The 23,030-nt window shown below is 67.9% G+C and carries 22 protein-coding genes, 2 tRNA genes and 1 pseudogene; 16 read left to right on the forward strand and 9 right to left on the reverse strand.

Annotated features, from left to right (window positions below):
* Positions 1 to 39 precede the first annotated feature (39 nt).
* Both IEZ09_RS05435 and IEZ09_RS05440 read left to right on the forward strand, forming a co-directional pair.
* Positions 40 to 1,356 (forward strand): aminotransferase-like domain-containing protein, encoded by a 1,317-nt coding sequence (locus tag IEZ09_RS05435; protein WP_189252446.1) that lies wholly within the window; start codon positions 40 to 42, stop codon positions 1,354 to 1,356.
* A 16-nt stretch (positions 1,357 to 1,372) separates the two neighbouring features.
* Positions 1,373 to 2,317: a D-alanine--D-alanine ligase family protein gene (locus IEZ09_RS05440; protein WP_189252447.1), complete on the forward strand. Its 945-nt coding sequence runs from the start codon at positions 1,373 to 1,375 to the stop codon at positions 2,315 to 2,317.
* A gap of 88 nt (positions 2,318 to 2,405) precedes the next feature.
* Here IEZ09_RS05440 and IEZ09_RS05445 read toward each other — a convergent pair whose 3' ends face one another.
* The 3 genes from IEZ09_RS05445 to rsmG all read right to left on the reverse strand — a co-directional run bounded on the left by IEZ09_RS05445 (position 2,406) and on the right by rsmG (position 4,983).
* Complete coding sequence (locus IEZ09_RS05445; protein ID WP_189252448.1) at positions 2,406 to 3,371, reverse strand: ParB/RepB/Spo0J family partition protein; 966 nt, start codon at positions 3,369 to 3,371, stop codon at positions 2,406 to 2,408.
* On the reverse strand, positions 3,368 to 4,243 hold the full coding sequence (locus IEZ09_RS05450) for a ParA family protein (protein WP_229812295.1): 876 nt from the start codon (positions 4,241 to 4,243) through the stop codon (positions 3,368 to 3,370). Before IEZ09_RS05450 ends, IEZ09_RS05445 begins: the two co-directional genes overlap by 4 nt.
* A gap of 92 nt (positions 4,244 to 4,335) precedes the next feature.
* Entirely contained in the window at positions 4,336 to 4,983 is a 648-nt protein-coding gene (gene rsmG / locus IEZ09_RS05455; RefSeq protein ID WP_189252673.1) for a 16S rRNA (guanine(527)-N(7))-methyltransferase RsmG, read from the reverse strand.
* A gap of 209 nt (positions 4,984 to 5,192) precedes the next feature.
* Between rsmG and IEZ09_RS05460 the strand changes: the two genes are divergently transcribed.
* A complete protein-coding gene (locus tag IEZ09_RS05460) occupies positions 5,193 to 5,642 on the forward strand; it encodes a protein-tyrosine phosphatase family protein (protein ID WP_189252449.1) in 450 nt (149 codons plus the stop codon).
* A gap of 58 nt (positions 5,643 to 5,700) precedes the next feature.
* Here IEZ09_RS05460 and IEZ09_RS05465 read toward each other — a convergent pair whose 3' ends face one another.
* From IEZ09_RS05465 to rpmH, 5 genes are read right to left on the reverse strand one after another with little or no spacing between them, the layout of a single operon-like run.
* Positions 5,701 to 6,216 (reverse strand): Jag family protein, encoded by a 516-nt coding sequence (locus tag IEZ09_RS05465; RefSeq protein ID WP_370467649.1) that lies wholly within the window; start codon positions 6,214 to 6,216, stop codon positions 5,701 to 5,703.
* Between the two features lie 58 nt (positions 6,217 to 6,274).
* Complete coding sequence (gene yidC, locus IEZ09_RS05470) at positions 6,275 to 7,297, reverse strand: membrane protein insertase YidC (protein WP_189252450.1); 1,023 nt, start codon at positions 7,295 to 7,297, stop codon at positions 6,275 to 6,277.
* Between the two features lie 5 nt (positions 7,298 to 7,302).
* Positions 7,303 to 7,560: a membrane protein insertion efficiency factor YidD gene (gene yidD, locus IEZ09_RS05475; RefSeq protein ID WP_030465621.1), complete on the reverse strand. Its 258-nt coding sequence runs from the start codon at positions 7,558 to 7,560 to the stop codon at positions 7,303 to 7,305.
* Positions 7,557 to 7,898, reverse strand: a complete 342-nt coding sequence (gene rnpA / locus IEZ09_RS05480) for a ribonuclease P protein component (protein WP_189252451.1) — start codon at positions 7,896 to 7,898, stop codon at positions 7,557 to 7,559. Before rnpA ends, yidD begins: the two co-directional genes overlap by 4 nt.
* A 26-nt stretch (positions 7,899 to 7,924) precedes the next feature.
* The gene (gene rpmH, locus IEZ09_RS05485) at positions 7,925 to 8,068 is read right to left on the reverse strand and encodes a 50S ribosomal protein L34 (protein WP_090060594.1); all 144 of its coding nucleotides are present in this window, start codon (positions 8,066 to 8,068) and stop codon (positions 7,925 to 7,927) included.
* A gap of 349 nt (positions 8,069 to 8,417) precedes the next feature.
* Here rpmH and dnaA point away from each other — a divergent pair, with 349 nt between their 5' ends.
* The 11 genes and pseudogenes from dnaA (at position 8,418) to IEZ09_RS05535 (ending at position 20,889) form a co-directional block, all read left to right on the forward strand.
* The gene (gene dnaA / locus IEZ09_RS05490) at positions 8,418 to 10,001 is read left to right on the forward strand and encodes a chromosomal replication initiator protein DnaA (RefSeq protein ID WP_189252452.1); all 1,584 of its coding nucleotides are present in this window, start codon (positions 8,418 to 8,420) and stop codon (positions 9,999 to 10,001) included.
* Between the two features lie 657 nt (positions 10,002 to 10,658).
* The gene (gene dnaN, locus IEZ09_RS05495) at positions 10,659 to 11,783 is read left to right on the forward strand and encodes a DNA polymerase III subunit beta (RefSeq protein WP_189252453.1); all 1,125 of its coding nucleotides are present in this window, start codon (positions 10,659 to 10,661) and stop codon (positions 11,781 to 11,783) included.
* Between the two features lie 41 nt (positions 11,784 to 11,824).
* Entirely contained in the window at positions 11,825 to 12,739 is a 915-nt protein-coding gene (gene gnd / locus IEZ09_RS05500) for a phosphogluconate dehydrogenase (NAD(+)-dependent, decarboxylating) (RefSeq protein ID WP_189252454.1), read from the forward strand.
* A gap of 3 nt (positions 12,740 to 12,742) precedes the next feature.
* Positions 12,743 to 13,849, forward strand: coding sequence for a DNA replication/repair protein RecF (recF, locus tag IEZ09_RS05505; protein ID WP_189252455.1), 1,107 nt, complete (start codon positions 12,743 to 12,745; stop codon positions 13,847 to 13,849).
* Positions 13,850 to 13,955: 106 nt separating this feature from the next.
* A complete protein-coding gene (locus tag IEZ09_RS05510; RefSeq protein WP_229812264.1) occupies positions 13,956 to 14,489 on the forward strand; it encodes a DciA family protein in 534 nt (177 codons plus the stop codon).
* A gap of 246 nt (positions 14,490 to 14,735) precedes the next feature.
* Positions 14,736 to 16,706 (forward strand): DNA topoisomerase (ATP-hydrolyzing) subunit B, encoded by a 1,971-nt coding sequence (gene gyrB, locus IEZ09_RS05515; RefSeq protein ID WP_189252456.1) that lies wholly within the window; start codon positions 14,736 to 14,738, stop codon positions 16,704 to 16,706.
* A 132-nt stretch (positions 16,707 to 16,838) separates the two neighbouring features.
* The gene (gene gyrA / locus IEZ09_RS05520; protein ID WP_189252457.1) at positions 16,839 to 19,382 is read left to right on the forward strand and encodes a DNA gyrase subunit A; all 2,544 of its coding nucleotides are present in this window, start codon (positions 16,839 to 16,841) and stop codon (positions 19,380 to 19,382) included.
* Positions 19,383 to 19,700: 318 nt separating this feature from the next.
* Positions 19,701 to 20,372 (forward strand): DUF3566 domain-containing protein, encoded by a 672-nt coding sequence (locus IEZ09_RS48135; protein ID WP_370467650.1) that lies wholly within the window; start codon positions 19,701 to 19,703, stop codon positions 20,370 to 20,372.
* Between the two features lie 73 nt (positions 20,373 to 20,445).
* Positions 20,446 to 20,519, forward strand: a tRNA-Ile gene (locus IEZ09_RS05530).
* 132 nt (positions 20,520 to 20,651) lie between these two features.
* A pseudogene (locus tag IEZ09_RS46230) lies at positions 20,652 to 20,771 on the forward strand (DLW-39 family protein); the annotation flags it as partial.
* A gap of 45 nt (positions 20,772 to 20,816) precedes the next feature.
* A tRNA-Ala gene (locus IEZ09_RS05535) sits at positions 20,817 to 20,889 on the forward strand.
* Positions 20,890 to 21,124: 235 nt separating this feature from the next.
* On the opposite strand, the gene IEZ09_RS05540 is transcribed toward IEZ09_RS05535, so the two are convergent.
* The gene (locus IEZ09_RS05540) at positions 21,125 to 21,520 is read right to left on the reverse strand and encodes a DoxX family protein (protein ID WP_189252458.1); all 396 of its coding nucleotides are present in this window, start codon (positions 21,518 to 21,520) and stop codon (positions 21,125 to 21,127) included.
* Positions 21,521 to 21,612: 92 nt separating this feature from the next.
* Between IEZ09_RS05540 and IEZ09_RS05545 the strand changes: the two genes are divergently transcribed.
* Complete coding sequence (locus tag IEZ09_RS05545; RefSeq protein ID WP_189252459.1) at positions 21,613 to 22,146, forward strand: DUF2020 domain-containing protein; 534 nt, start codon at positions 21,613 to 21,615, stop codon at positions 22,144 to 22,146.
* A 103-nt stretch (positions 22,147 to 22,249) separates the two neighbouring features.
* Complete coding sequence (locus IEZ09_RS05550) at positions 22,250 to 22,945, forward strand: hypothetical protein (RefSeq protein ID WP_189252460.1); 696 nt, start codon at positions 22,250 to 22,252, stop codon at positions 22,943 to 22,945.
* Positions 22,946 to 23,030 lie beyond the last annotated feature (85 nt).

Genomic DNA, 23,030 nt, shown 5'->3' on the forward strand with positions numbered 1-23,030 from the left:
TACACTCGCTCGGGACATTTCCCATTGCAGGAGTCCCACATGACGATGCCCGGACAGCCCGCCAAGCAGGGCGCCAGAAGCCTCGACCCCCACCTCCGCCGCTACGCAGCGCGCACGGCAGGGATGACGGCATCGGAGATCCGGGCACTTTTCGCAGTCGCGTCACGTCCTGAGGTCGTATCGCTGGCCGGCGGCATGCCGCACCTGGCCGCGCTGCCGCTCGAGTCGCTGTCGGCCGAGATCGGTGAGCTCGTGGCTTCGGAAGGCCTGGTGGCGCTGCAGTACGGCTCGGCGCACGGTGTTCCGCTGCTGCGCGAGCAGATCTGCGACGTGATGGCGCTGGAAGGCATCAACGGCCACCCGGACGACGTGGTGGTGACCGTCGGCTCGCAGATGGGCCTCGACATGGTCACCCGGATCTTCTGCGACCCCGGTGACGTGGTGATCGCCGAGGGTCCCTCCTACGTGGGCGCTCTCGGGTCGTTCACGGCGTACCAGGCGCAGGTCGTCCACGTGGCGATGGACGCGGACGGGCTCGTGCCGTCGCTGCTGCGAGAGGCCCTCGAATCCTGCAAACGCGCTGGTCAGAGGGTCAAGTTCCTCTACACGATCCCGAACTTCCACAACCCGGCCGGCGTGACGCTGGCGGTGTCGCGGCGGGCCGAGATCCTGGAGATCTGCCGCTCCTACGGCGTGCTGGTCGTGGAGGACAACCCGTACGGCCTGCTCGGGTTCGACGGTCAGACGTACCCGGCGCTGCGGTCGATGGACCCGGACAACGTCGTGTACCTCGGGTCGTTCTCAAAGACGTTCGCCGCAGGCCTGCGGGTCGGCTGGGTGCTGGCGCCGCACGCGGTCCGCGAGAAGCTGGTGCTGGCGGCCGAGTCGGCCACGCTGTGCCCGCCGACGCTGAACCAGATGATCGTGTCGCGCTACCTGGCCACCCAGGACTGGAAGGGCCAGATCAAGACCTACCGCGAGGCGTACCGGGAGCGCCGGGACGCGGCGATCTCCGCTCTCGAGCAGCACATGCCGCAAGGTTCCACGTGGAACATTCCCGACGGCGGCTTCTACGTCTGGGTGACGGTGCCCGAGGGCATCGACACGAAGGCGATGCTGCCCCGCGCCGTGACGGCCCGCGTGGCGTACGCGTCGGGCACTGGGTTCTACGCGGACGGCTTCGGCTCACGCCAGCTGCGGATCTCGTACTGCTACCCGACGCCGGAACGCATCCGGGAAGGCGTCCGCCGCCTGGCGAACGTCATCGAGGAAGAGATGCAGCTGCACGCGACCTTCGGGGCGACGCCGGGCCGCCAGCTGTCCGGTCCGCAGACCCCGTCGCCCGACACCGCCTGATCCTTGGAGTTTTGCTGTGGCTGACCGCATGGTCGCTGTGCTGTCCGGTGGGCTCTCCCACGAACGCGAGGTCTCGATCCGCTCGGGTCGCCGGTTGTCGGCCGCCCTGCGGTCGGTGGGCGTGACCGTGGAGGAGTGGGACGCCGACGCCTCGTTGCTGACGCGCCTGCGTGACCACCGCCCGGACGCCGTCGTCGTCGCTCTGCACGGCGGCGAGGGCGAGAACGGCTCGGTGCAGGCGATCCTCGAGATGCTCGGCGTCCCGTACGTGGGCACCGACTCGCGGGCGTGCCGCCGGGCGTGGGACAAGCCGACCGCGAAGGCCGAACTGGCCCGTGCCGGGCTGGCAACGCCGGAGTGGGTCGTCCTGCCGCACGCGACGTTCCGCGAGCTGGGTGCCCAGCCGGTGCTCGACGCGATGGTCTCGACGCTGGGACTGCCGCTGATGCTGAAGCCGGACCAGGGTGGCTCGGCTCTCGGCGCCCAGGTGGTGCGCGAGGCCGCGGAGCTCCCGGCCGCGATGGTGGGGTGCCTCGCGTACGGAGACACCGTCCTGGCCGAGCAGTTCATCGCCGGGGTGGAGGTGGCCGTGACGGTCGTCGACGGCCCGGACGGCCCGACGGCGCTGCCCGCGGTCGAGATCGTCCCGGAGAGCGGCGTGTACGACTACACCGCCCGGTACACCGCGGGCCTGACCGACTTCCACGCGCCGGCCCGGCTGGACGCGGCGTCGGCCAAGGCGGTCGGGGAACTCGCGGTGGCTGCGCACCGGCTGCTCGGGCTGCGGGACGTCTCGCGGACCGACGCGGTGGTGGCCGAGGACGGCACGGTCTACTTCCTCGAAGTGAACGTATCGCCGGGTCTGACCGAGACGTCGCTTCTGCCGATGGCCGTCGAGGCGGCGGGGCAGTCGTTGGGCGAGATTTACGCCGGTTTGATCGAGCGCGCTGTCGCTCGTTGATCTCCGCTCACAGGTGACGCCCCGTAGCTTTTCAGCTGCGGGGCGTCATCGTCACCGTGACATAAGGCCCGTGGGTGATCCTATGGGCTTACTCCGATGTCCGAATTGTCGCTTCTGGGCTCATCAGTCCGATGATCCGTTCAAGATCGTCAACTGACCCGAATTCAACGACGATCCGGCCTTTTCGCTGCCCGAGTTCGACCTTCACGCGGGTGTCGAAGTTGTCCGAGAGGCGCTCGGCGAGCTCCTGCAGACCCGGCGCGTGCATCTGCTTGCGCGGGGCGGCCTTCTCCTTCTTGGGCTTCTCGTTCTTGGCGAGCGTCACCGCTTCCTCGGTCGCGCGGACGGACAGGCCCTCCGCCACGATCTTGGCCGCCAAGTCCTCCTGCATGCCGGCGTCGTCGAGACCGAGCAACGCGCGGGCATGGCCGGCGCTGAGCACGCCTGCGGCGACTCGCCTCTGCACGGGGAGGGGGAGCTTCAGCAGCCGGATCGTGTTCGTGACAACCGGACGGCTGCGACCGATGCGGTCCGCCAGCTGCTCGTGCGTGACGCCGAACTCCTCGAGCAGCTGCTGGTAGGCCGCCGCCTCTTCGAGCGGGTTGAGCTGGACGCGGTGGATGTTCTCCAGCAACGCGTCGCGCAGCATCACGTCGTCGGCGGTCTGCCGCACGATCGCCGGGATGGTCTTGAGCCCGGCCTGCTGCGTGGCCCGCCAGCGCCGCTCGCCCATGACGAGCTCGTAGGAGTCGCCTCCCAGCTCGCGCACGACGATCGGCTGCATGAGCCCGAACTCCTTGATGGAGAACGACAGCTCGTCGATCGCGTCCTGGTCGAACACCTGGCGCGGCTGCTTGGGGTTCGTCTTGATCGAGGTGACCGCGATCTCGCGGTACACCGCTCCCGCGACCTCGCCGACCGGCTGAGGCTTGGCCGCGGCCGCCCCGTTGCCGGCCGCGGCGGGCCGGATGGTGCTCGGCGCACCGGGCGGAGGACCCTGGGGAATCAATGCGGCCAGGCCGCGCCCGAGTCCGCCCTTGCGCTGCTCCGTCATGCGCCCTCCTCCTTGGCTCCGCGCACGGCGATCTCCTTGGCGGCGTCGAGGTAGCTCATCGACCCGCGCGAGCCCGGGTCGTACGTCAACACCGTCTGACCGAATCCTGGCGCCTCGGAGACCTTCACGCTGCGCGGGATGACGGTCTTCAGGACCGTGTCGCCGAAGTGACTGCGCACCTCGCTGGTCACCTGGTCGGCGAGCTTGGTGCGGCCGTCGTACATCGTGAGGAGGATCGTGGAGATGCCGAGGTCCGGGTTCAGGTGCTGCTGCACGAGCTCGATGTTGCGCAGCAGCTGGCTCAGACCCTCCAGCGCGTAGTACTCGCACTGGATCGGGATCAGCACCTCCTGAGCCGCGACCATCGCGTTGACGGTCAGCAGGCCGAGGCTCGGCGGGCAGTCGATGAAGACGTAGTCGGGCTGAAGCTGGTCGAGCGCCTCGGGGGAGAGCGCCTCCTTGAGTCGCGACTCGCGGGCCACCATCGAGACGAGCTCGATCTCGGCGCCGGCGAGGTCGATCGTCGCGGGCACGCAGTAGAGGTTCGGAGACGTCGGGCTGACCTGAGCGGCCTCGGCGATGGAGATCTCGCCGATGAGCACCTCGTAGACGGATGGCGTGCCAGAGCGGTGCTCGACGGCGAGCGCGGTGCTGGCGTTGCCCTGCGGGTCGAGGTCGATCACGAGCACCTTGAGCCCGTGGATCGCGAGAGCGGCGGCGAGGTTCACCGTGCTCGTCGTCTTGCCGACGCCGCCCTTCTGGTTCGCGACCGTCAGCACCCGCCGGTGCGAGGGTCGGGGGAGCAGTGACTCGTCGGGGTGCAGCACGCTTGCCGCACGAGCCGCCTCTTCTGCAATCGGGGTCCACACCACGGCGCTGTCATCTCCGTTGTTGGTCGGCTTGGCTTTGGGTTTGGGCTCGGTTTCACGTGGAACATCGGCTGCCTGGAACTCCGGGTACACGCTCACCGATCCCTCCTCGTCTGGCGCTCGACGATCAACACCGTCGTTGGCACCTCAAGTACGTCCGCTCCCACGACGACGACCTTGCCGTTGACGCCCCCAGCGCGTTCCACGGCGGTCCCGTCGCGATCCAGTTCCTCCTGCGCGCGCTCGCCCTTGAGCGCGATCATCCGCCCGCCACCCTTGAGGAGCGGTAGGCACCACTTCGCGAGCTTCTCCAACGGAGCCACGGCTCGGGCAGTCACCACGTCACAGTTCTTCAGCTGAGCGCGGATCGGCCCTTCCTCGGCCCGCCCGCGGAGGACCGTCACGTTGTCGAGTTCCAGGCGCTCGACAACTTCCTCGAGCCACGCGATGCGGCGCGCCATCGGCTCCAGGAGGGTGATCCTCAGGTCCGGCCGCGCGATCGCCAGCGGCACACCCGGCAGCCCAGCTCCCGAGCCAACGTCGACGACGCGTTCGTTCCGTTGGAACAGCTCCTCGATCACCGCCGAGTTGAGCACGTGCCGATCCCAAATCTTGTCGACTTCGCGAGGACCGATGAGTCCACGCTCGACGCCGTGCTCCTCCAGGAGCCTGACGAACTCGGCGGCACGGTCAACGTGCTCACCGAAGACGAGCTTCGCGTTGTCGGGCAACTCCCCGGCCATGTTCTCCGTCCGTGAGCGTTTCACGTGAAACCACGCGGCGGCGGCGTTCCGGCGGCCGGTGGAAAAGCTGGCGAATGCCAGGGCACCATCATGACGGATCGACCGTGCGCTCCGCCAAATCCTGAGCGCCGTTTCACGTGAAACTTGGGGGAAAGTTGCGTCCAACCATCTACACGGTCGCGTACGAGGGTCCGGGGACCGTCTCAACGATGGCTCATCCGCCGGGCGGCGCTCAGCTGGAGCCCTACGTCCGGGGACTGCGCCGGCTCGGAGTTGACGTGTTGGTCTCCGCTCAGACCGATGACGAACGCGTCGAGTGCGAGTTGGAGGAACAGGCTGCGGTGGTGACCGCAGCGGGACTGCAGTTCGTCTGCGTACCGATCGAGGATCGGACGGCACCGCTCGGCTCGGAGATCGTCGAGCCGGTCGCGTCGATCTACGCGCTCTACCGCGCGGGAGGGCACGTGGTGTTCCACTGCTGGGCCGGCATCGGGCGGTCGTCGTTGTTGGCCGGCCTGTTGCTGGCGATGGACGGCGTCGAGCCGGACGAGGCGTGGCGGCTCATCTCGGAGGCTCGCGGCTTCCCGGTGCCGGACACGGGGGAGCAGGAGGAGTGGCTGGCCGACTGGTGGGCCGCTCGGTTTCACGTGGAACAGTGACAGCAAACGGCCCCTGGTTCCGACGGGAACCAGGGGCCGTGTGGTGAAGCAGCAGCCGTCAGGGCTTGGGGAAGATGATGACCCGCCGCTGCGGCTCCTCACCCTCGCTCTCGCTGTGCACGCCCGCGATGGCGGCGACGGCGTCGTGCACGACCTTGCGCTCGAACGGCGTCATCGGGTGCAGGCGAGCACGCTCACCGGACGCCAGCACCTTCTCGGCGGTGGAGCGACCGAGCTCGGCCAGCTCCGCACGACGGCCCGCACGCCACTGCGCGATGTCGAGCATCAGACGGGAACGGACGCCCGTCTCCTGCTGCACGGCGAGGCGGGTGAGCTCCTGGAGCGATTCGAGAACGTTGCCGCGGGGGCCGACGAGCTTCGACAGGTCCTCGCCGCCGTCGATGCTGACGACCGCGCGGCCGCCCTCCACGTCCAGGTCGATGTCGCCGTCGTAGTCGAGCAGGTCCAGCAGACGCTCGAGGTAGTCACCCGCGATGTCGCCTTCCTGGACGAGCAGGTCCTCGGTCTTGCTCTGCGACTGCGGCTCGGCCTCGTCCGACGACGACGCCTCCACGTCGGTCGCCTGCAAGGTCTCCGACACGATGTCTCCTCTCCGGGGCCAACGCCCGAAATCAGCGGCGCTTCTTGCTGCCCGGCTTCTTGCTGGTGGATCGGCCTTGGATCAGGCCGGGAATCTCGGTGTTGGAGCTGCCGTCGGCGGAGCTCGACGACGAGGAGCCCCCAGGGCCCGCCGTCGGCATGCGCTTGGCTCCGTTGGCCGGCTTGGCACCCGGCGCCGGCTTCTTCGGGTTGACCGGCTTCACGCCCGGCTTCGGGGCGAGAGCCTGGCGGGTGGTGGCGGCCGTGGCCTTCTTCTCTTCTTCCTCGGCGTCGATGCGCTTGTAGACGATGTGCTGCTGGCCGAGCGTCCACGCGTTGTTGGAGAGCCAGTACAGCAGGATCGCGACGGGGAAGAAGAAGCCACCGACGAGGACGCCCAGCGGGAAGATGTAGAGCGTCAGCTTGTTCATGATGGCCGTCTGCGGGTTGTCCAGCGCGGCCTGGTTCTGCCGGGCGACCGAGTGGCGGGCCGTGAAGTGGGTCGCGATCGACGCCACGATCATCAGCGGCACGGACACCAGGATGACGTTCAGGCGCTCGGTGCCGAACTGCGCGAGCTGCTCGGACGGCATCGTGATGAACGTCGAGAGGTTGGTGCCGAAGAGCTTGGCGTTGACGAACGAGTCGACGCCCTGCTTGTCGAAGAAGTAGACCTCGCCCCAACCGGGCTTGAACGAGCGCAGCACGTGGAACAGACCGATGAACACCGGGATCTGCACCAGCATCGGCAGGCAGCCGCCGAGCGGGTTCACGCCGTGCTCGGACTGCAGCTTCTGCATCTCCTGCGCCTGGCGCTGGCGGTCGTTCGGGTACTTCTTCTTGATCTTCTGCATCTCCGGGGCGAACTCCTGCATTCGCCGCATGGAGCGCACCTGGCCGACGAACGGCTTGAAGAGGATGGCGCGGAGGGTGAAGACCAGGAAGATGACGGCCAGCGCCCAGGCGAAGCCGCTCGACTCACCGAAGACCTTGCCGAACACCCAGTGCCAACACCACAAGATGAAGGACACCGGGTAGTAGATGAAGTTGAGCACGGGAGCTACTCCTCGGTGGATACGTCGGGGACCTGCCGCCTCGGCGGAACGGGGTCCAGGCCTCCAGGGTGCCAGGGTCCGCAGCGCAGCAACCGGCGGATCGTCAGCCAGGTTCCTCGCAACGCACCGTGGACGGTCAGCGCTTCCACCGCGTACGCACTGCAGCTGGGGTAGAAGCGGCACGTGGGCGGCAGCAGCGGGGAGATGAAGCGCCGGTAGAAGTGCACCGGCAGCAGCGCGACCTTCGCGGGCAACGTGGTCATCGCAGCACCTTGCGCAGAGCGGAGGAGAAGTCGGCGGCGAGTTCCGAGCTCGACGCCTCGGCTGCCGGAGCCAACGCTCGCACGACGACAAGAGTTCCCGGCGGCATCGACTCGAGCTGAGCCCGCACCACGTGGCGCAGACGCCGGGAGACGCGGTGGCGGACCACCGAGTTGCCAACGGCCTTGCTCACGACGAAGCCCACCTTGGACGAATCCAAGGTGGGCACGTCAGGCGTCAAGGCGTGGACGACCAACCGGGGTCGTCCGGCGCGGCGGCCTCGGCGGACCACCAGGCCGAAGTCCTGGCTGCGGGTGAGCCGGGCGGCCGGTGGAAGCACGACGACGCTGCGCTTACCAGCCGCGATCAGGCGGACAGGCGGGCACGGCCCTTGCTGCGGCGCGCGGCCAGAATGGCGCGGCCGGCGCGGGTGCGCATGCGCAGCCGGAAGCCGTGCGTCTTCGCGCGGCGGCGGTTGTTGGGCTGGAAGGTGCGCTTACCCTTGCTCACGGTCGGTTCTCCCGGTGCTTCACTGCTGACAAAGCCATGTGGTTGTCCCCGACGGCAGTGGACGTAGGCGCGCGAAAGGCGCCCGTCGCAAGCGGGAGACTCGTACGAGGGTACGCATGCCCGGGTGCGGCGACCAAATCGGGGTGGCCGATGCCACGTCTTGTGAGGCGTGGCGGGCCTTGTTACCGTTCTTCCCTCGCGCATGCCGGAGCTGGCGAGGGAGCCGCCACCGTACCGGCAACACAACGCACCGTTTAGTGCACAGTTGTGGATAACTCTGTGGATGCCTCTATTCTCCGTGTCCACGTGTGGAGTCATGGGCTCCGGTGGAGGGGAGGGGAGCGCGGAGGTGTCGAACCAGCAGGTCGATCTTGGTCTCGTGTGGGCCGAGGTGGTGCAGGAGCTCGCCACGAGCCACCTGTCCCCTCAGCAACGCGCGTGGATGAGGGTCACCCGTCCGATCGGGTTGCTGGATGGAACGGCCCTGCTCGCGGCTCCCAGCGACTTCGCGAAAGAGGCGATCGAACGCGCACTGCGCGACCCGATCACCGACGCGCTGTCCCGCAGGCTCGGCCGCACGGTCTCGCTCGCGGTGAAGGTCGACTCGCCGGAACCGGTGACCCCGCCGACCACTCCCATCCCGGTCCAGTCGGTCCAGTCGGTCCAGCCGGTGCCGGGCATCCCGAACGGCGACGTTCCGGTTCTCACCGACGACGCCGTCACCACTGACCCGACCGCGGAGGGTTCCGACTCCGACGAGGTCGACGAGGCAGGCGACGCGCTCGCCGCCGTCACCGAGATCTGGCCGACCTTCAACACGGCGAACACCGCCGGGGGCGCGCCGGCCAACGGCGGCACCCCGTTCACCAGGCCGGCCAACCCGTCGCCGTCGCAGACGAGGCTGAACGAGAAGTACAACTTCGACACGTTCGTCATCGGCGCCTCGAACCGCTTCGCGCACGCCGCCGCCGTCGCGGTGGCCGAAGCGCCGGCCCGCGCGTACAACCCGCTCTTCATCTGGGGTGAGAGCGGCCTCGGCAAGACGCACCTGCTGCACGCCGTCGGGCACTACGCCCAGCGCCTGTTCCCCGGCATGCGCGTGCGGTACGTGTCGACCGAGGAGTTCACCAACGACTTCATCAACTCGCTGCGCGACGACCGCAAGGTCGCCTTCCAGCGCCGCTACCGGGACATCGACGTGCTGCTCGTCGACGACATCCAGTTCCTGGAGGGCAAGGAAGGTACGCAGGAGGAGTTCTTCCACACGTTCAACACGCTCCACAACACGAACAAGCAGATCGTGGTGTCGAGCGACCGGCCGCCCAAGCGGCTGGAGACGCTGGAAGACCGCCTGCGCACGCGGTTCGAGTGGGGTCTGATCACGGACATCCAGCCGCCGGAGCTCGAGACCCGGATCGCGATCCTCCGCAAGAAGGCGGCGCAGGACCGGCTCGCGGCCCCGGCCGAGGTGCTGGAGTTCATCGCCGCCCGCATCGAGCGCAACATCCGCGAGCTGGAGGGCGCGCTCATCCGCGTCACGGCGTTCGCGTCGCTCAACCGGCAGCCGGTCGACGTCCAGCTCGCCGAGATCGTCCTGCGCGACCTGATCCCGGACTCGCACGCGCCGGAGATCACCGCGCCGACGATCATGGCGGTCACCGCCGAGTTCTTCGGCGTGACGATCGACGACCTGTGCGGCCCCGGCAAGACGAAGGCGCTCGCGCAGGCGCGACAGATCTCCATGTACCTGTGCCGCGAGCTGACCGACCTGTCGCTGCCGAAGATCGGGCAGACGTTCGGCGGCCGCGACCACACGACGGTGATGCACGCGGACAAGAAGATCCGCAAGGAGATGGCGGAGCGCCGCCGGATCTACGACCAGGTCCAGGAACTGACGTCGCGGATCAAGCAGCGCGCTCGCCACGCTCCCTGATCCGACCCGGGTAGCAACGAAGGGGTCCTCCGACACGGAGGGCCCCTTTTTCGTTCGCCCGCAACGCGCCGCACCCGGGAACCGGCGCGCACGGCACGTACGCGCGCGCTCGAACCTGGGTGGAGCGGAGGGTGCCCGGACGCGTGGACGGGCTTGCTGTTCGCCCACCGCACTCGAAGGGGTGGGGACAACCAGAAAACTTTGAGACGCGGGCCACGATCTGGCCACAGATGCCTGTTGAACACCCGGGTACAACTGCCCCGCACCCGGGGACGCACCCGGGGACAACTGTGGACGATCTGTGGATCGCGAGGTGTGCACAACCGGCTGTCCCCGGGTGCGCCGATCTGTCCCCGGGTGCCATCCCCCCTTAGTCCACATGGACGATGGGGTCCCGACCTGCGCGTTTAACGGCAGTCCACACAATCCACAGCCCTTACTGTTACTGCTGTTGATCTCTTCCAAGAAGAACTTCAAATGCAAAACAGCGGGGGACAGCTCCCGGGGATCGGTGCCCGAACCCCGAAGTGACGGGAAGGGCCAGGACGCTCTAACGTGGTTGCTCCGCACCTCGGGTCAGGCCGAGGCGAGGCTCCCTAACCCCCACTGGCATGTTGTCGTGGTTGGGCTTGTCGACTGTCGAGGAAAGGACGCCTCATGAAGATCCGCGTCGAACGCGACGGCCTCGCCGACGCTGTCGCCTGGGTCGCCCGCAGCCTTCCGTCCCGCCCGCCGGTCCCCGTGCTGGGCGGTGTGCTGCTCGACGCGGAGTCGGACGATTCGCTGACGGTCTCCGGTTTCGACTACGAGGTCTCCGCCCAGGTCGGCGTCCCGGCGACGATCGCCGACGGCGGCCGCGCGCTGGTCTCGGGTCGTCTGCTCGCGGACATCACCAAGGCGCTGCCGAACCACCCCGTCGAGATCGCCGTCGACGGCGCTCGCATGATGATCAGCTGTGGCAGCGCGCGGTTCAGCCTCCCGACGATGCCGGTCGAGGACTACCCGGCGCTGCCGTCGATGCCGCAGCTCATCGGTGAGCTTCCCGGCGAGGTCTTCGGCGAGGCCGTCGCCCAGGTCGCCGTCGCGGCCGGCAAGGACGACACGCTCCCGATGCTGACCGGTGTCCGCGTGGAGATCGGCGAGGGCAAGCTGACCCTCGTCGCGACCGACCGCTTCCGGCTCGCGATGCGCGAGTTCCCGTGGGAGCCGGACACCTCCCTCGGCGAGGTCGCCGTCCTCGTCCCCGCCCGCACGCTCGGCGACGCGGCCAAGACGCTCGGCTCGTCCGGTGGCAAGGTCGAGATGTCGCTCGCGGCGAACGACGGCCTGCTGGGTCTGTCGGGTTCCGGCAAGCGCACGACGACCCGTCTGCTCGACGCGGACTTCCCGAAGTACCGCCAGCTGCTGCCGAGCGAGCACTCCGCCGCGGCGATCATCGACATCGACGCGCTGCAGCAGGCGATCAAGCGCGTGTCGCTCGTCGCCGAGCGCGGCACCCAGGTCCGGCTCGAGTTCGTCGACGGCGGCCTGCGCCTGTCCGCCGGTGGCGACGACGAGGGTTCGGCCGAGGAAGAGCTGCCGGTCGAGTACACCGGCGACCCGGTGACGATCGCGTTCAACCCCGGATACCTCCTCGACGGTCTCGGAGCGGTCCGCACGCCCCGCGTCCACTTGTCGTTCACCACACCCAGCCGACCGGCGCTGCTCAAGCCGGTGGACGAGGATGGGAATGTGGCGCCGGGCTACCTGTACCTCCTGATGCCCGTTCGCCTGCCCGGCTAAAACCCTTACCGGGTAACGAGAAACGTTTAGGGGAGAACACCGTGCAGCTCGGACTCGTCGGCCTCGGCAAGATGGGTTTCAACATGCGCGAGCGGGTGCGTCGGGCCGGTCACGAGGTGATCGGCTACGACCGCAACCCGGAGGTCAGCGACTCGGAGTCGTTGGCGGACATGGTTTCCAAGCTCGAGGCGCCGCGCGTGGTGTGGGTCATGGTGCCCGCCGGCGACATCACCAGGAACACGGTGAAGGAGCTGTCCGAGCTGCTGGAGCCCGGCGACCTGGTGATCGACGGCGGCAACTCCAAGTTCACCGACGACAAGATCCACGCGGATCTGCTGGCGGAGAAGGAGATCGGCTACCTCGACTGCGGTGTGTCCGGTGGCGTGTGGGGGCTCGAGAACGGCTACGCGCTGATGGTCGGCGGCGACGCGAAGCACGTCGAGCAGGCGATGCCGATCTTCGACGCGCTCCGTCCGGAGGGTCCGCGCGAGGAGGGCTTCGCGCACGCGGGCAAGGTCGGTGCCGGCCACTACTCGAAGATGGTGCACAACGGCATCGAGTACGGCCTGATGCAGGCGTACGCAGAGGGCTTCGAGCTGCTCGACAAGACCGACGTCGTGGACAACGTGCCCGCGGTCATCTCGGCGTGGCAGCGCGGAACCGTTGTGCGGTCGTGGCTTCTCGACCTGCTGGTGCGCGCGCTCCAGTCGGACCCGGAGCTCGACGATCTCCGCGGTTACGTCGAGGACTCCGGTGAGGGCCGGTGGACCGTCGAGGAGGGCATCAACAACGCGGTGCCGCTCCCGGTGATCTCGGCCGCGCTGTTCGCCAGGTTCCAGTCGCGGCAGGAGGACTCGCCCGCGATGCGTGCGGTCGCCGCGCTGCGCAACCAGTTCGGTGGCCACGCGGTGCACCTCGCCGGTCCGTCGTCCGGTTCGGGCAGCACCCAGGGCTAGCAGGTGCACGTCAGACATCTCCAGGTCAGCGACTTCCGGTCGTGGGAGCTCGCGGACCTGGCGTTCGAGCCCGGCGTGTCGGTGCTCGTCGGGCGCAACGGTCAGGGCAAGACGAACCTGGTCGAGGCGATCGGATACGTGGCGACGCTGGGTTCGCACCGCGTCGCCACGGACGCACCGCTGATCCGGCACGGTGCTCAGCGCGCTGTCGTGCGGGCGGCCGTGGTCAACGACGACCGCGAACTGCTCGTGGAACTGGAGATCACGGCGGGCAAGGCGAACCGGGCGCGGATCAACCGCGGTCCGGTGCCGCGTCCGCGCGATGTGCTCGGGATTCTGCGCACGGTGTTGTTCGCGCCGGAGGACCTCTCTCTGGTGCGTGGCGATCCGAGTGATCGGCGTCGGTTCCTCGACGAGATGCTGGTGTTGCGCGCGCCGCGGTTCGCCGGCGTTCGCAGCGACTACGACCGTGTCCTGAAGCAGCGCAGCGCGTTGTTGAAGACGGTGAAGCACTCCCGATCGGCGGACCTGTCGACGCTGGACGTCTGGGACGGGCATCTCGCGAAGCACGGCGCGGAGCTGCTGGCCGCGCGGATGAAGCTGGTCCGCGACATGGCGGGCCACGTGACCTCGGCGTACGCGGAGGTCGCTCCGGAGTCACGTCCGGCGCTCATCTCCTACCGGTCGAGCGTCGGCGAGCTGCCGGAGGACAAGGAGAGCATCGAGGACCTGTTGCTGGCCGAGCTCGACAGGGTGCGGCGGCAGGAGATCGAACGCGGGGTGTGCCTCGTCGGCCCGCACCGCGACGACCTCGACCTCACGCTCGGTGAGCTCCCCGCGAAGGGCTACGCCAGTCACGGAGAGTCATGGTCGTTCGCGCTCGCGCTGAGGCTCGGCGGGTACGAGCTGATGCGTGTCGACGGCATCGAACCGGTCCTCGTGCTGGACGATGTCTTCGCGGAGCTCGACCGCGGCCGGCGGCAACAGCTGGCCAAGGTCGCGGCCGCCGCCGAGCAGGTGCTGATCACCGCGGCGGTGGCGGAGGACGTTCCCGACGAGCTGAGCGGTGCCAGGTTCGAGGTGCAGGGCGGGGAGGTACGGCGTGTCTGACTCACAGGCTTCAGATCCCCAACATGTAGCTCGATCGGGTGTGTCCGCCCACACATCTGGGGACAAGTCTGTGGATGGTGTGGATAACTCCGTCACAAATCAGGACTTGTCCACAGGTTCATTCACACCTGAGGGTGAGCCGCTGAAGGGTTCTGACCTCGCACGAGCGGCTCTCGAGGCCGCGAAGGCGAGTGCGAAGGCCCGCGGACGCACCCCCGGCAGCAAGTCGACGGGCCGTCCCGTCAACCGGCGCCGGCGTCGCTGGTCGGGGCCGGGACCGGACGACCGCGACCCCCAGATGATCGGGCGGATCGCGTCGAGGATCGCCGCCGACCGGGGCTGGGTCGAGCAACTTCAGGGTGGCCAGGTCTTCGCCCGATGGGCAAAATTAGTGGGAGAGGACGTCGCTGAGCACGCGAAACCGATCGCGCTCAGTGACGGGGAACTGACGGTCCAGGCTTCGTCGACGGCGTGGGCCACTCAGCTGCGCCTGCTGCAGCGCGACCTGCTGAAGAGGATCGCCGCGGGCATCGGTCACGGCGTCGTGAAACGGCTCAAGATCAAGGGGCCGGACGCCCCGAACTGGCGACACGGCCCCAGGCACGTTCCAGGGCGCGGTCCGCGTGACACCTACGGGTGAGGTCCTGTCAAGGGCTCAGCGGCCGTTCTGTGGCGCAATGAGCGTTCACCAGCGGATTTGAACCCCCGTTTCAGCCGTCCGCACCCATCCGGGACGACTTGAGGGCGTCTGTGACCGAATCAAAGGTGTCCTTGACCCCTTTCTGTCGGGGTGGCCCGGTAGAATCACGGGAGAGCGTCACCACATCCCAGAAGCGTGGGAACACAGTGCGGGCCCTGCCCGCATCAGCGAGGAGACTCCAGGCCCGTGTCAGCTAAGAAGAATGAGTACGGCGCGTCCTCGATCACCGTCCTCGAGGGTCTCGAGGCAGTGCGCAAGAGGCCGGGCATGTACATCGGCTCGACCGGCGAGCGCGGTCTGCACCACCTGGTCCAGGAGGTCGTGGACAACTCGGTTGACGAGGCGATGGCCGGGTTCGCGACGACTGTCGACGTCACCCTGCTGGCCAACGGCGGCGTCCGGGTGATCGACGACGGTCGCGGCATCCCGATCGACGTCCACCCGGTCGAGGGCAGGCCGACCGTCGAGGTCGTGCTCACCGTGCTGCACGCGGGCGGCAAGTTCGACAGCGACTCCTACGCGGTGTCCGGCGGTCTGCACGGCGTCGGCATCTCCGTGGTGAACGCGCTGTCCACCGCCGTCGAGGTCGAGATCAAGCGGCAGGGGTACGTCTGGACCCAGCGCTACGAGAACTCGAAGCCCGCGCACGAGCTGCGCAGGGGCGAGCCGACCGACGAGACGGGCACGACCGTCACGTTCTGGGCCGACCCGGAGATCTTCGAGACGACCGAGTACAACGTCGAGACGATCGCGCGCCGCCTGCAGGAGATGGCGTTCCTCAACAAGGGGATCACGATCATCCTGCGCGACGAGCGGATCTCGGAGGAGGACGAGGAAGCCGACGCCGAGGGCCACAAGGCCGCGGTGAAGGAGCGCGTCTACCACTACCCGGGTGGTCTGGAGGACTTCGTCCGCCACATCAACCACACGCGCGACGCCGTGCACCAGAAGGTGATCTCCTTCGAGGCGCAGGGCGACGACCTGCAGGTCGAGGTCGCGATGCAGTGGAACACCGGCTACACGCCCTCGGTCTACACGTTCGCGAACACGATCAACACGCACGAGGGCGGTACCCACGAGGAGGGCTTCCGCGCCGCGCTGACCCGCGTGGTCAACGAGTACGCGCGCGAGAAGAAGCTCCTCAAGGAGAAGGACGCGAACCTCACCGGTGACGACATCCGCGAGGGTCTCGCGGCGATCATCTCGGTGAAGCTCAAGGAGCCCCAGTTCGAGGGCCAGACGAAGACCAAGCTGGGCAACAGCGAGGCCAAGTCGTTCGTGCAGAAGTCGACGAACGAGCACCTGGCCGACTGGTTCGAGCGCCACCCCAACGAGGCGAAGGCGATCGTCACCAAGGCGGTGTCGTCGGCGCAGGCCCGCATCGCCGCCCGCAAGGCCCGCGAGCTGGTGCGCCGCAAGGGCGCGCTCGACATCGGCGGCCTGCCGGGCAAGCTCAAGGACTGCCGGTCGACCGAGCCGGAGCGCTGCGAGCTCTACATCGTCGAGGGCGACTCCGCGGGCGGCTCAGCCAAGGAGGGGCGCGACTCGATGTACCAGGCGATCCTGCCGATCCGCGGCAAGATCATCAACGTCGAGAAGGCGCGCATCGACCGCGTGCTGAAGAACAACGAGGTCCAGTCGCTGATCACGGCGCTCGGCACCGGCATCCACGACGAGTTCGACCTCTCCAAGCTGCGCTACCACAAGATCGTGCTGATGGCCGACGCCGACGTCGACGGCCAGCACATCCGCACGCTGCTGCTCACGCTGCTGTTCCGCTTCATGCAGCCGCTGATCGAGCACAACCACGTGTACCTCGCGCAGCCGCCGCTCTACAAGATCAAGTGGCAGCGCGCGGAGCCGGAGTACGCCTACTCCGACCGCGAGCGCGACGCGCTGATCAAGGACGGCCTCGCGGCCGGCAAGAAGCTCGGCAAGGACGACAACATCCAGCGGTACAAGGGTCTCGGTGAGATGAACGCCGAGGAGCTGTGGGAGACCACGATGGACCCGGCCAACCGGATCCTGCGGCAGGTCACCATGGACGACGCGGCCACCGCCGACGAGCTGTTCAGCGTGCTCATGGGCGAGGACGTCGAGGCACGCCGTTCGTTCATCACCCGCAACGCCAAGAGCATCAAGTTCCTGGACATCTGAACGCATGGACCTCGAGCAGTGCACCGTCTGCAACGGCACGGGGCACACCCCGAGAGACATCAACGTTCCATGTCCAGCCTGTGGTGGTAGCGGCGAAGGGCATTGGCCGCAGCCCGAAAGGAAGTTCAAGCAGTGACCGAGACGACCCTGCCCCCGGAGGGCGACCGCATCGAGCCGGTCGAAATCCAGCAGGAGATGCAGAACTCGTACATCAACTACGCGATGTCCGTCATCGTGGGTCGTGCGCTGCCGGACGTGCGGGACGGGCTCAAGCCCGTGCACGTCCGCGTTCTGTACTCGATGTTCGACTCAGGCTTCCGTCCCGACCGCGGCTACAACAAGTGCGCGCGCGTCGTCGGCGACGTGATGGGCAACTACCACCCCCACGGTGACTCGGCGATCTACGACGCGTTGGTGCGTCTCGCCCAGCCGTGGGCGATGCGCTACCCGTTGATCGACGGGCAGGGCAACTTCGGCTCGCCGGGCAACGACCCCGCCGCCGCCATGCGGTACACGGAGTGCCGGCTCTCCCCGTTGGCCATGCACATGCTGGCCGACATCGAGGAAGAGACCGTCGACTTCCGCGACAACTACGACGGCCGGATCCAGGAACCCGAGGTGCTGCCGTCGCGCATCCCGAACCTGCTGATCAACGGCAGCTCCGGCATCGCGGTCGGCATGGCGACCAACATCCCGCCGCACAACCTCCGCGAGGTCGCGGACGGCGTGGTGTGGGCGCTGGACAACCCCGAGGCCTCCGACGAGGAGACCCTCGAGGCGATGATCGCCCGGATCAAGGGGCCGGACTTCCCGACGTACGGCCAGATCCTCGGCACCTCCGGCATCGAGGACGCGTACCGGACGGGCCGCGGCTCGATCCGCATGCGCGCGGTCGTCGAGGTGGACGAGGACGCCAAGGGCCGCACGATCCTCGTCGTCACCGAGCTGCCGTACCAGGTCAACCCGGACAACCTGGTCGAGAACATCGCCGCGCTGGTGCGCGACGGCAAGCTCACCGGCATCGCGAACATCGCGGACGAGTCGAACCGCCGCATCGGCATGCGCATCGTCGTCACGCTCAAGCGCGACGCGGTGGCGAAGGTCGTGCTGAACAACCTCTACAAGCACACCCAGCTGCAGTACTCGTTCGGCGTGAACATGCTGGCGCTGGTCGACCGCGTGCCGCGCACGCTGCGCCTCGACCAGCTGATCCGCCACTACGTGAAGCACCAGATCGAGGTCATCGTCAGGCGGACGAAGTTCCGGCTGCGCAAGGCGGAAGAGCGCGCGCACATCTTGCGCGGCTTGGTGAAGGCGCTCGACCAGCTCGACGCCGTCATCGCGTTGATCCGCCGGTCGGAGACGCCGGACATCGCGCGCACCGGCCTGATGGAGCTTCTCGACGTCGACGAGATCCAGGCCAACGCGATCCTGGAGATGCAGCTCCGCCGCCTGGCCGCCCTCGAACGGCAGAAGATCATCGACCAGCTGGCCGAGATCGAGGTCGAGATCGCGGACCTCAAGGACATCCTCGAGAAGCCGGAGCGGCAGCGCGCCATCGTGCGCGAGGAGCTGCTCGCGATCGTGGAGAAGCACGGCGACGACCGCCGCACGAAGATCATCCCGTTCGACGGTGACGTGTCCATGGAGGACCTGATCGCCGTCGAGGACGTGGTCGTCACGATCACGCGCACCGGCTACGCGAAGCGCACCAAGACCGACCTCTACCGGGCGCAGAAGCGCGGCGGCAAGGGCGTGCAGGGTGCGCAGCTCAAGCAGGACGACATCGTCCAGCACTTCTTCGTGTGCTCGACGCACGACTGGATCCTGTTCTTCACGAACAAGGGCCGCGTGTACCGCACGAAGGCGTACGAGCTGCCCGAGGCCAACCGCAACGCGCGCGGCCAGCACGTCGCGAACCTCCTCGCGTTCCAGCCGGACGAGGAGATCGCGCAGGTCATCCAGATCAAGAACTACGAGGTGTCGCCCTACCTCGTGCTCGCCACCCGCAAGGGTCTGGTGAAGAAGTCGAAGCTGTCCGACTTCGATTCCAACCGATCGGGTGGTCTTATCGGCATCAACCTGCGCGAGGACGACGAGCTGGTCGGAGCCGTGCTCTGCTCGGCCGACGACGACCTGCTCATGGTCTCCGCCGACGGCCAGTCGATCCGCTTCCACGCGACCGACGACGTGCTGCGCCCGATGGGTCGCGCCACGTCAGGCGTGCAGGGCATGCGGTTCAACGCCGACGACGAGCTGCTCTCGGTGGGCGTCGTCCAGGAGGGCATGTTCGTTTTGGTCGCGACGGACGGTGGGTACTCGAAGCGAACGCCGATCGAGGACTACCCGGTCCAGGGGCGTGGCGGCAAGGGTGTGCTGACCATTCAGCACGACCGCCGACGTGGCAGGCTGGTGGGCGCGCTCATCGTCGACGTCGACGACGAGCTCTACGCCATCACCTCGAGCGGCGGGGTCATCAGGACCCGTGCCGAGCAGGTGCGCAAGGCTGGACGGCAGACGAAGGGCGTGCGGCTGATGAACCTCGGCGAGAGCACCACTTTGATCGCCGTCGCGCGCAACGCGGACGAGCCCAGCGACGTCACTAACGGTGAGACGTCTGCCGCGGAGGGCTCTGCCGCCGACCAGGCAGTCACCCCCACCGACTCGGCCGAGTAGTCGGAATTGCTAGCGAGAGGCTAAGGACAGCTCGTGACTCCACCCGAGAACCGCGAAGGTCGGGACGCGGACAAGACCGCGGTGATCACCAAGCCGACTCCGCAGAAGGACAACGCGGAGAAGTCGGACTCGGCCGCGCCGGCGGCCTCCGGTTCCTCGGGTGGCAACGCGCAGGACAAGACCAAGCCCGTGGCGGCGGAGAAGGCGGCCGAGGCCGCCGCACCCGCTTCCGCCGAGGCTCCTGCTGCTGCCCCTGCCGCTGCCTCTGCCGACGAGAAGACGGTCACGGTCGAGACGCCCGCTGCTCCTGCCGAACCGGTGGCGCCGGTCGCCGCCGTGGCGGAGGAGCCGGTCGTCGTCTCCGCACCGCCGCCCTGGCAGCGCGTGACGAACGACACGGAAGCCGCCCAGCAGGACTCGACCGAGGCGTACGTGGCTCCGGCCGCGCCGCCCGTCCCGCCCCAGGAACCGGCGTTCCCGTCCACCGACCCGGACACCGTCAAGGTGCAGAAGCCCGTGGTCACGGGCTCGGCCGTGCCGGTGGGCCTGGGCAGCAGCCGCACGTCGGTGAACATGGGCGGCACCGCCCGTCCAGCCGCGGCCACCCCGTCGGCCCGCCGCCCCGGCCGCGGCCCGCGCCGAGCCTCGCTGCAGGTGAAGCGCGTCGACCCGTGGTCGGTGCTCAAGCTCGCCCTGGTGCTCGGCGTCGCGCTGTTCTTCGTCTGGCTCGTGGCGGTCGGCGTGCTCTACGGCGTGCTGCACGGCATGGGCGTGTGGGACAAGATCAACAGCACCGCGAACGACCTGCTCCAGGCCAACGAGCCGGGCGAACCGCTGATCAGCGCGGGCCGCGTGTTCGGCGTCTCCGCGATCATCGGCGCCGTCAACATCGTGCTCTTCACCGCCCTCGCGACCGTCGGCGCGTTCGTCTACAACGTGTCCGCGGACCTGGCCGGCGGCCTGGAGTTGACCCTCTCCGAGCGCGAGTGACCCCCGATTTGGGGCGACGAAGGACGATCCTGTAAGGTCTTCTTCGTCGCCCCCAAGGGGGTAACGCGATCGAGGGCCTATAGCTCAGGCGGTTAGAGCGCTTCACTGATAATGAAGAGGTCGGAGGTTCAAGTCCTCCTAGGCCCACTCGATTCGAACTTCTCTCGAATCATCATCGTTTCTGTCCGGATGCGAGTTCCGGAGCCCCGGCTGAAGACCTGAAAAGCCTGTAGGCTGGTCCGGTAGGTCGGGGCATAACAGTCTTTGGAGGGGTTCAGAGTGGCTAAGAAGATCATCGCACTCGTCGTCGTCGCCGGTGCGGTCCTGTTCTTCGTGAAGCGCAACCGTTCGGCCAAGGCTGACGCGGACCTGTGGCGCGAGGCCACCGCCCCCACCGACTGATCTCGGTCTGATCTCGTGGGCGGTTCGCCGCCCCAAGATCCCGGGGACGTAGCTCAATTGGCAGAGCACCGCCTTTGCAAGGCGGGGGTTAGGGGTTCGATTCCCCTCGTCTCCACGTATGGATGGCTCGTGCTCGCAGAGAGCGCGAGCCTTTTACGTTCCGAGTGTTTTCTGGGGGCCGAGCCCCCAGACCCCAGCCGGGGGCTTCGCCCCCGGACGCCCGGTCGGCTTGCCTTCGGCATCGCCGCCCTACCTGATCTTGATTGCCGAAGCCCTGTTCGCTGCTGTGGCGAACAGGGCTTCGGTGTGTTTGCGGCTGGTGTGTGGGGTGGTTGCCGCATGTGTTGGGGTTAGGCGTTCGTTAGTGACCTCTTCTTTGAGGCGGTGCGGAGTTGGTCGATGCTCCAGGCGCCGGCGCCTGTGAAGACCAGGAGCAGGAACGCCCAGCAGTAGACCGCTGCCAGCTCGCCGCCGTTCTGGATTGGCAGCAGGCCGCGCGGTTGGTGCACCACGAAGTAGGCGTAGGCCATGGCGCCGGAACTGATCAGTGCGGCCCATCGGGTCCACAAGCCGATCAGCACCAGGGCGCCGCCGATCAGTTCGATGAGGCTGGCGGGGCCTGCGGGCCACGAGAGCAGCGAGGTTCCCTTGAGGAGCTTCTGCACGCCGTGGATCAGGAAGAAGAGGCCGATCACGATCCGGAACAGGGCCAAGGCCTGGTCACGTCTTTGCTCCAGAAACTGCATGGCGAATGGTCCTTCCGGGCAGGGTAAGAAGTTGACCAGTCACTTAGTCTGCCGCTCACGCCTGATCGGCGGTCTGGTTGACTGTTGCTCCTATGAAACGAGCACTGTTGCTGCCCCTGCTCGGCGTCCTCGCCGCGTGCGGCCCTGATGCCGCCCAGAACGTGCCGGTTCCCACGACCTCGACCCAGCAGGTCACCACCACGACCAGCGCGGCTCCGACGGTCCCGCCCGCGCCGCAGCCCGAGAAGGACGGCGCCTGCCCGTACCTCGCGACGAACTTCGTGGCCGAGGCGAACGGGCAGCGCGTTCCCAAAGTGAAACTGTCAACGGACGCGCCTCACCCGGCGTGCTTCTTCTACGCCAACGCGACTGAGATCCAGTTGACCGTTCGGGTGTACGTCGGTGATGCGCGTGTCGCAAAGCTCATCGTGAACGAGGCGGCGCCGGACGGGTCGCAGCCCGCCAGCTCACCGGCCGGGTGGACCGGAGGCTACGTCAGCGGCGACACCGGTGTCGTCTACGCCGTCTCGAAAGGCGATGCCGCGGTGGTCGTGACGAGCAACCAGAAGCAGTCGATCAAGGCGCGTCGCATCGCCGAGACCGCGATCACCAACCTCAAGATCTGAGGAATTTGATCACTCGTTGCGGTGATCAACGCGTTTCCGGCGCGACGTTGGGCCATTTGGCGTACATGCTGTGGATCGTCAACTGATCTGCAGTGAGGGATTCGTGCGCGCCGAAGACCGGCAAACGGGGAAGGACAGCCGCCTCTCGCGGCTTCTTCGCCGTGCGCTGCTGGTCGTCGGAGGTGCCATCGCCGCAGCGGTGATCACGTCCGCACCCGCGTGGGCGGACGTGGTCGAGGACGGCGTGACCGTCACCAAGACCGCTACCACCACTGTGATCAGTTCGGTCACCGACGCGGCGAAGGCCGACGTACTGCCGGGCCGCGTGCTCGACGCAGGACGCGGTCTCGTGCCGGCACCGGCGTTGCCGATCTCGTTGGACACCGGCCTCGCGCTGCTCCACGAGTTCGCCACCGACCTGCCGCTCGCGTCGCCCGCCGATCTCCGGCAGGGCGACGTCGTCGCATCCGCAGCCTCCCGCCTGGACCTCGACGAGGTCCACGTGGGATCACCGGCGTCGAGCACGCCGGTCGTCCGGTTCGTCACCGAACCGGTTCCTCCCACCGCCGCCTCCGACGTCATCGTGTCGGAGGCGGCTTCGACGCTGCCGTCGTCGAACGCCACCAACGGGCAGCGGAACGACTCTTCGCCTGTCGTTCCTCGCCGGGGTGAGCTCAACGGCACCTGCCACGCCACGCGCACGACCGAAGCCGGTCAGCTGGCGTGCCGGACCTGGACGTCTGTCGTCCGCGTCATGTCGGTGCGGGTCGGGAAGCAGCCCGGCCGCACCCCTGACTGATCCGAGCGCGCGGTTCGCGGAAGCCCGCTGAGCTTCGCCGCCCCCTCGGTCAGCGTTGTGCCAGCGCCGTCGAACCGCGCAGTTG

The organism is Lentzea flava (assembly GCF_014648475.1).
In the GTDB taxonomy this organism is placed as follows: domain Bacteria; phylum Actinomycetota; class Actinomycetes; order Mycobacteriales; family Pseudonocardiaceae; genus Lentzea; species Lentzea flava.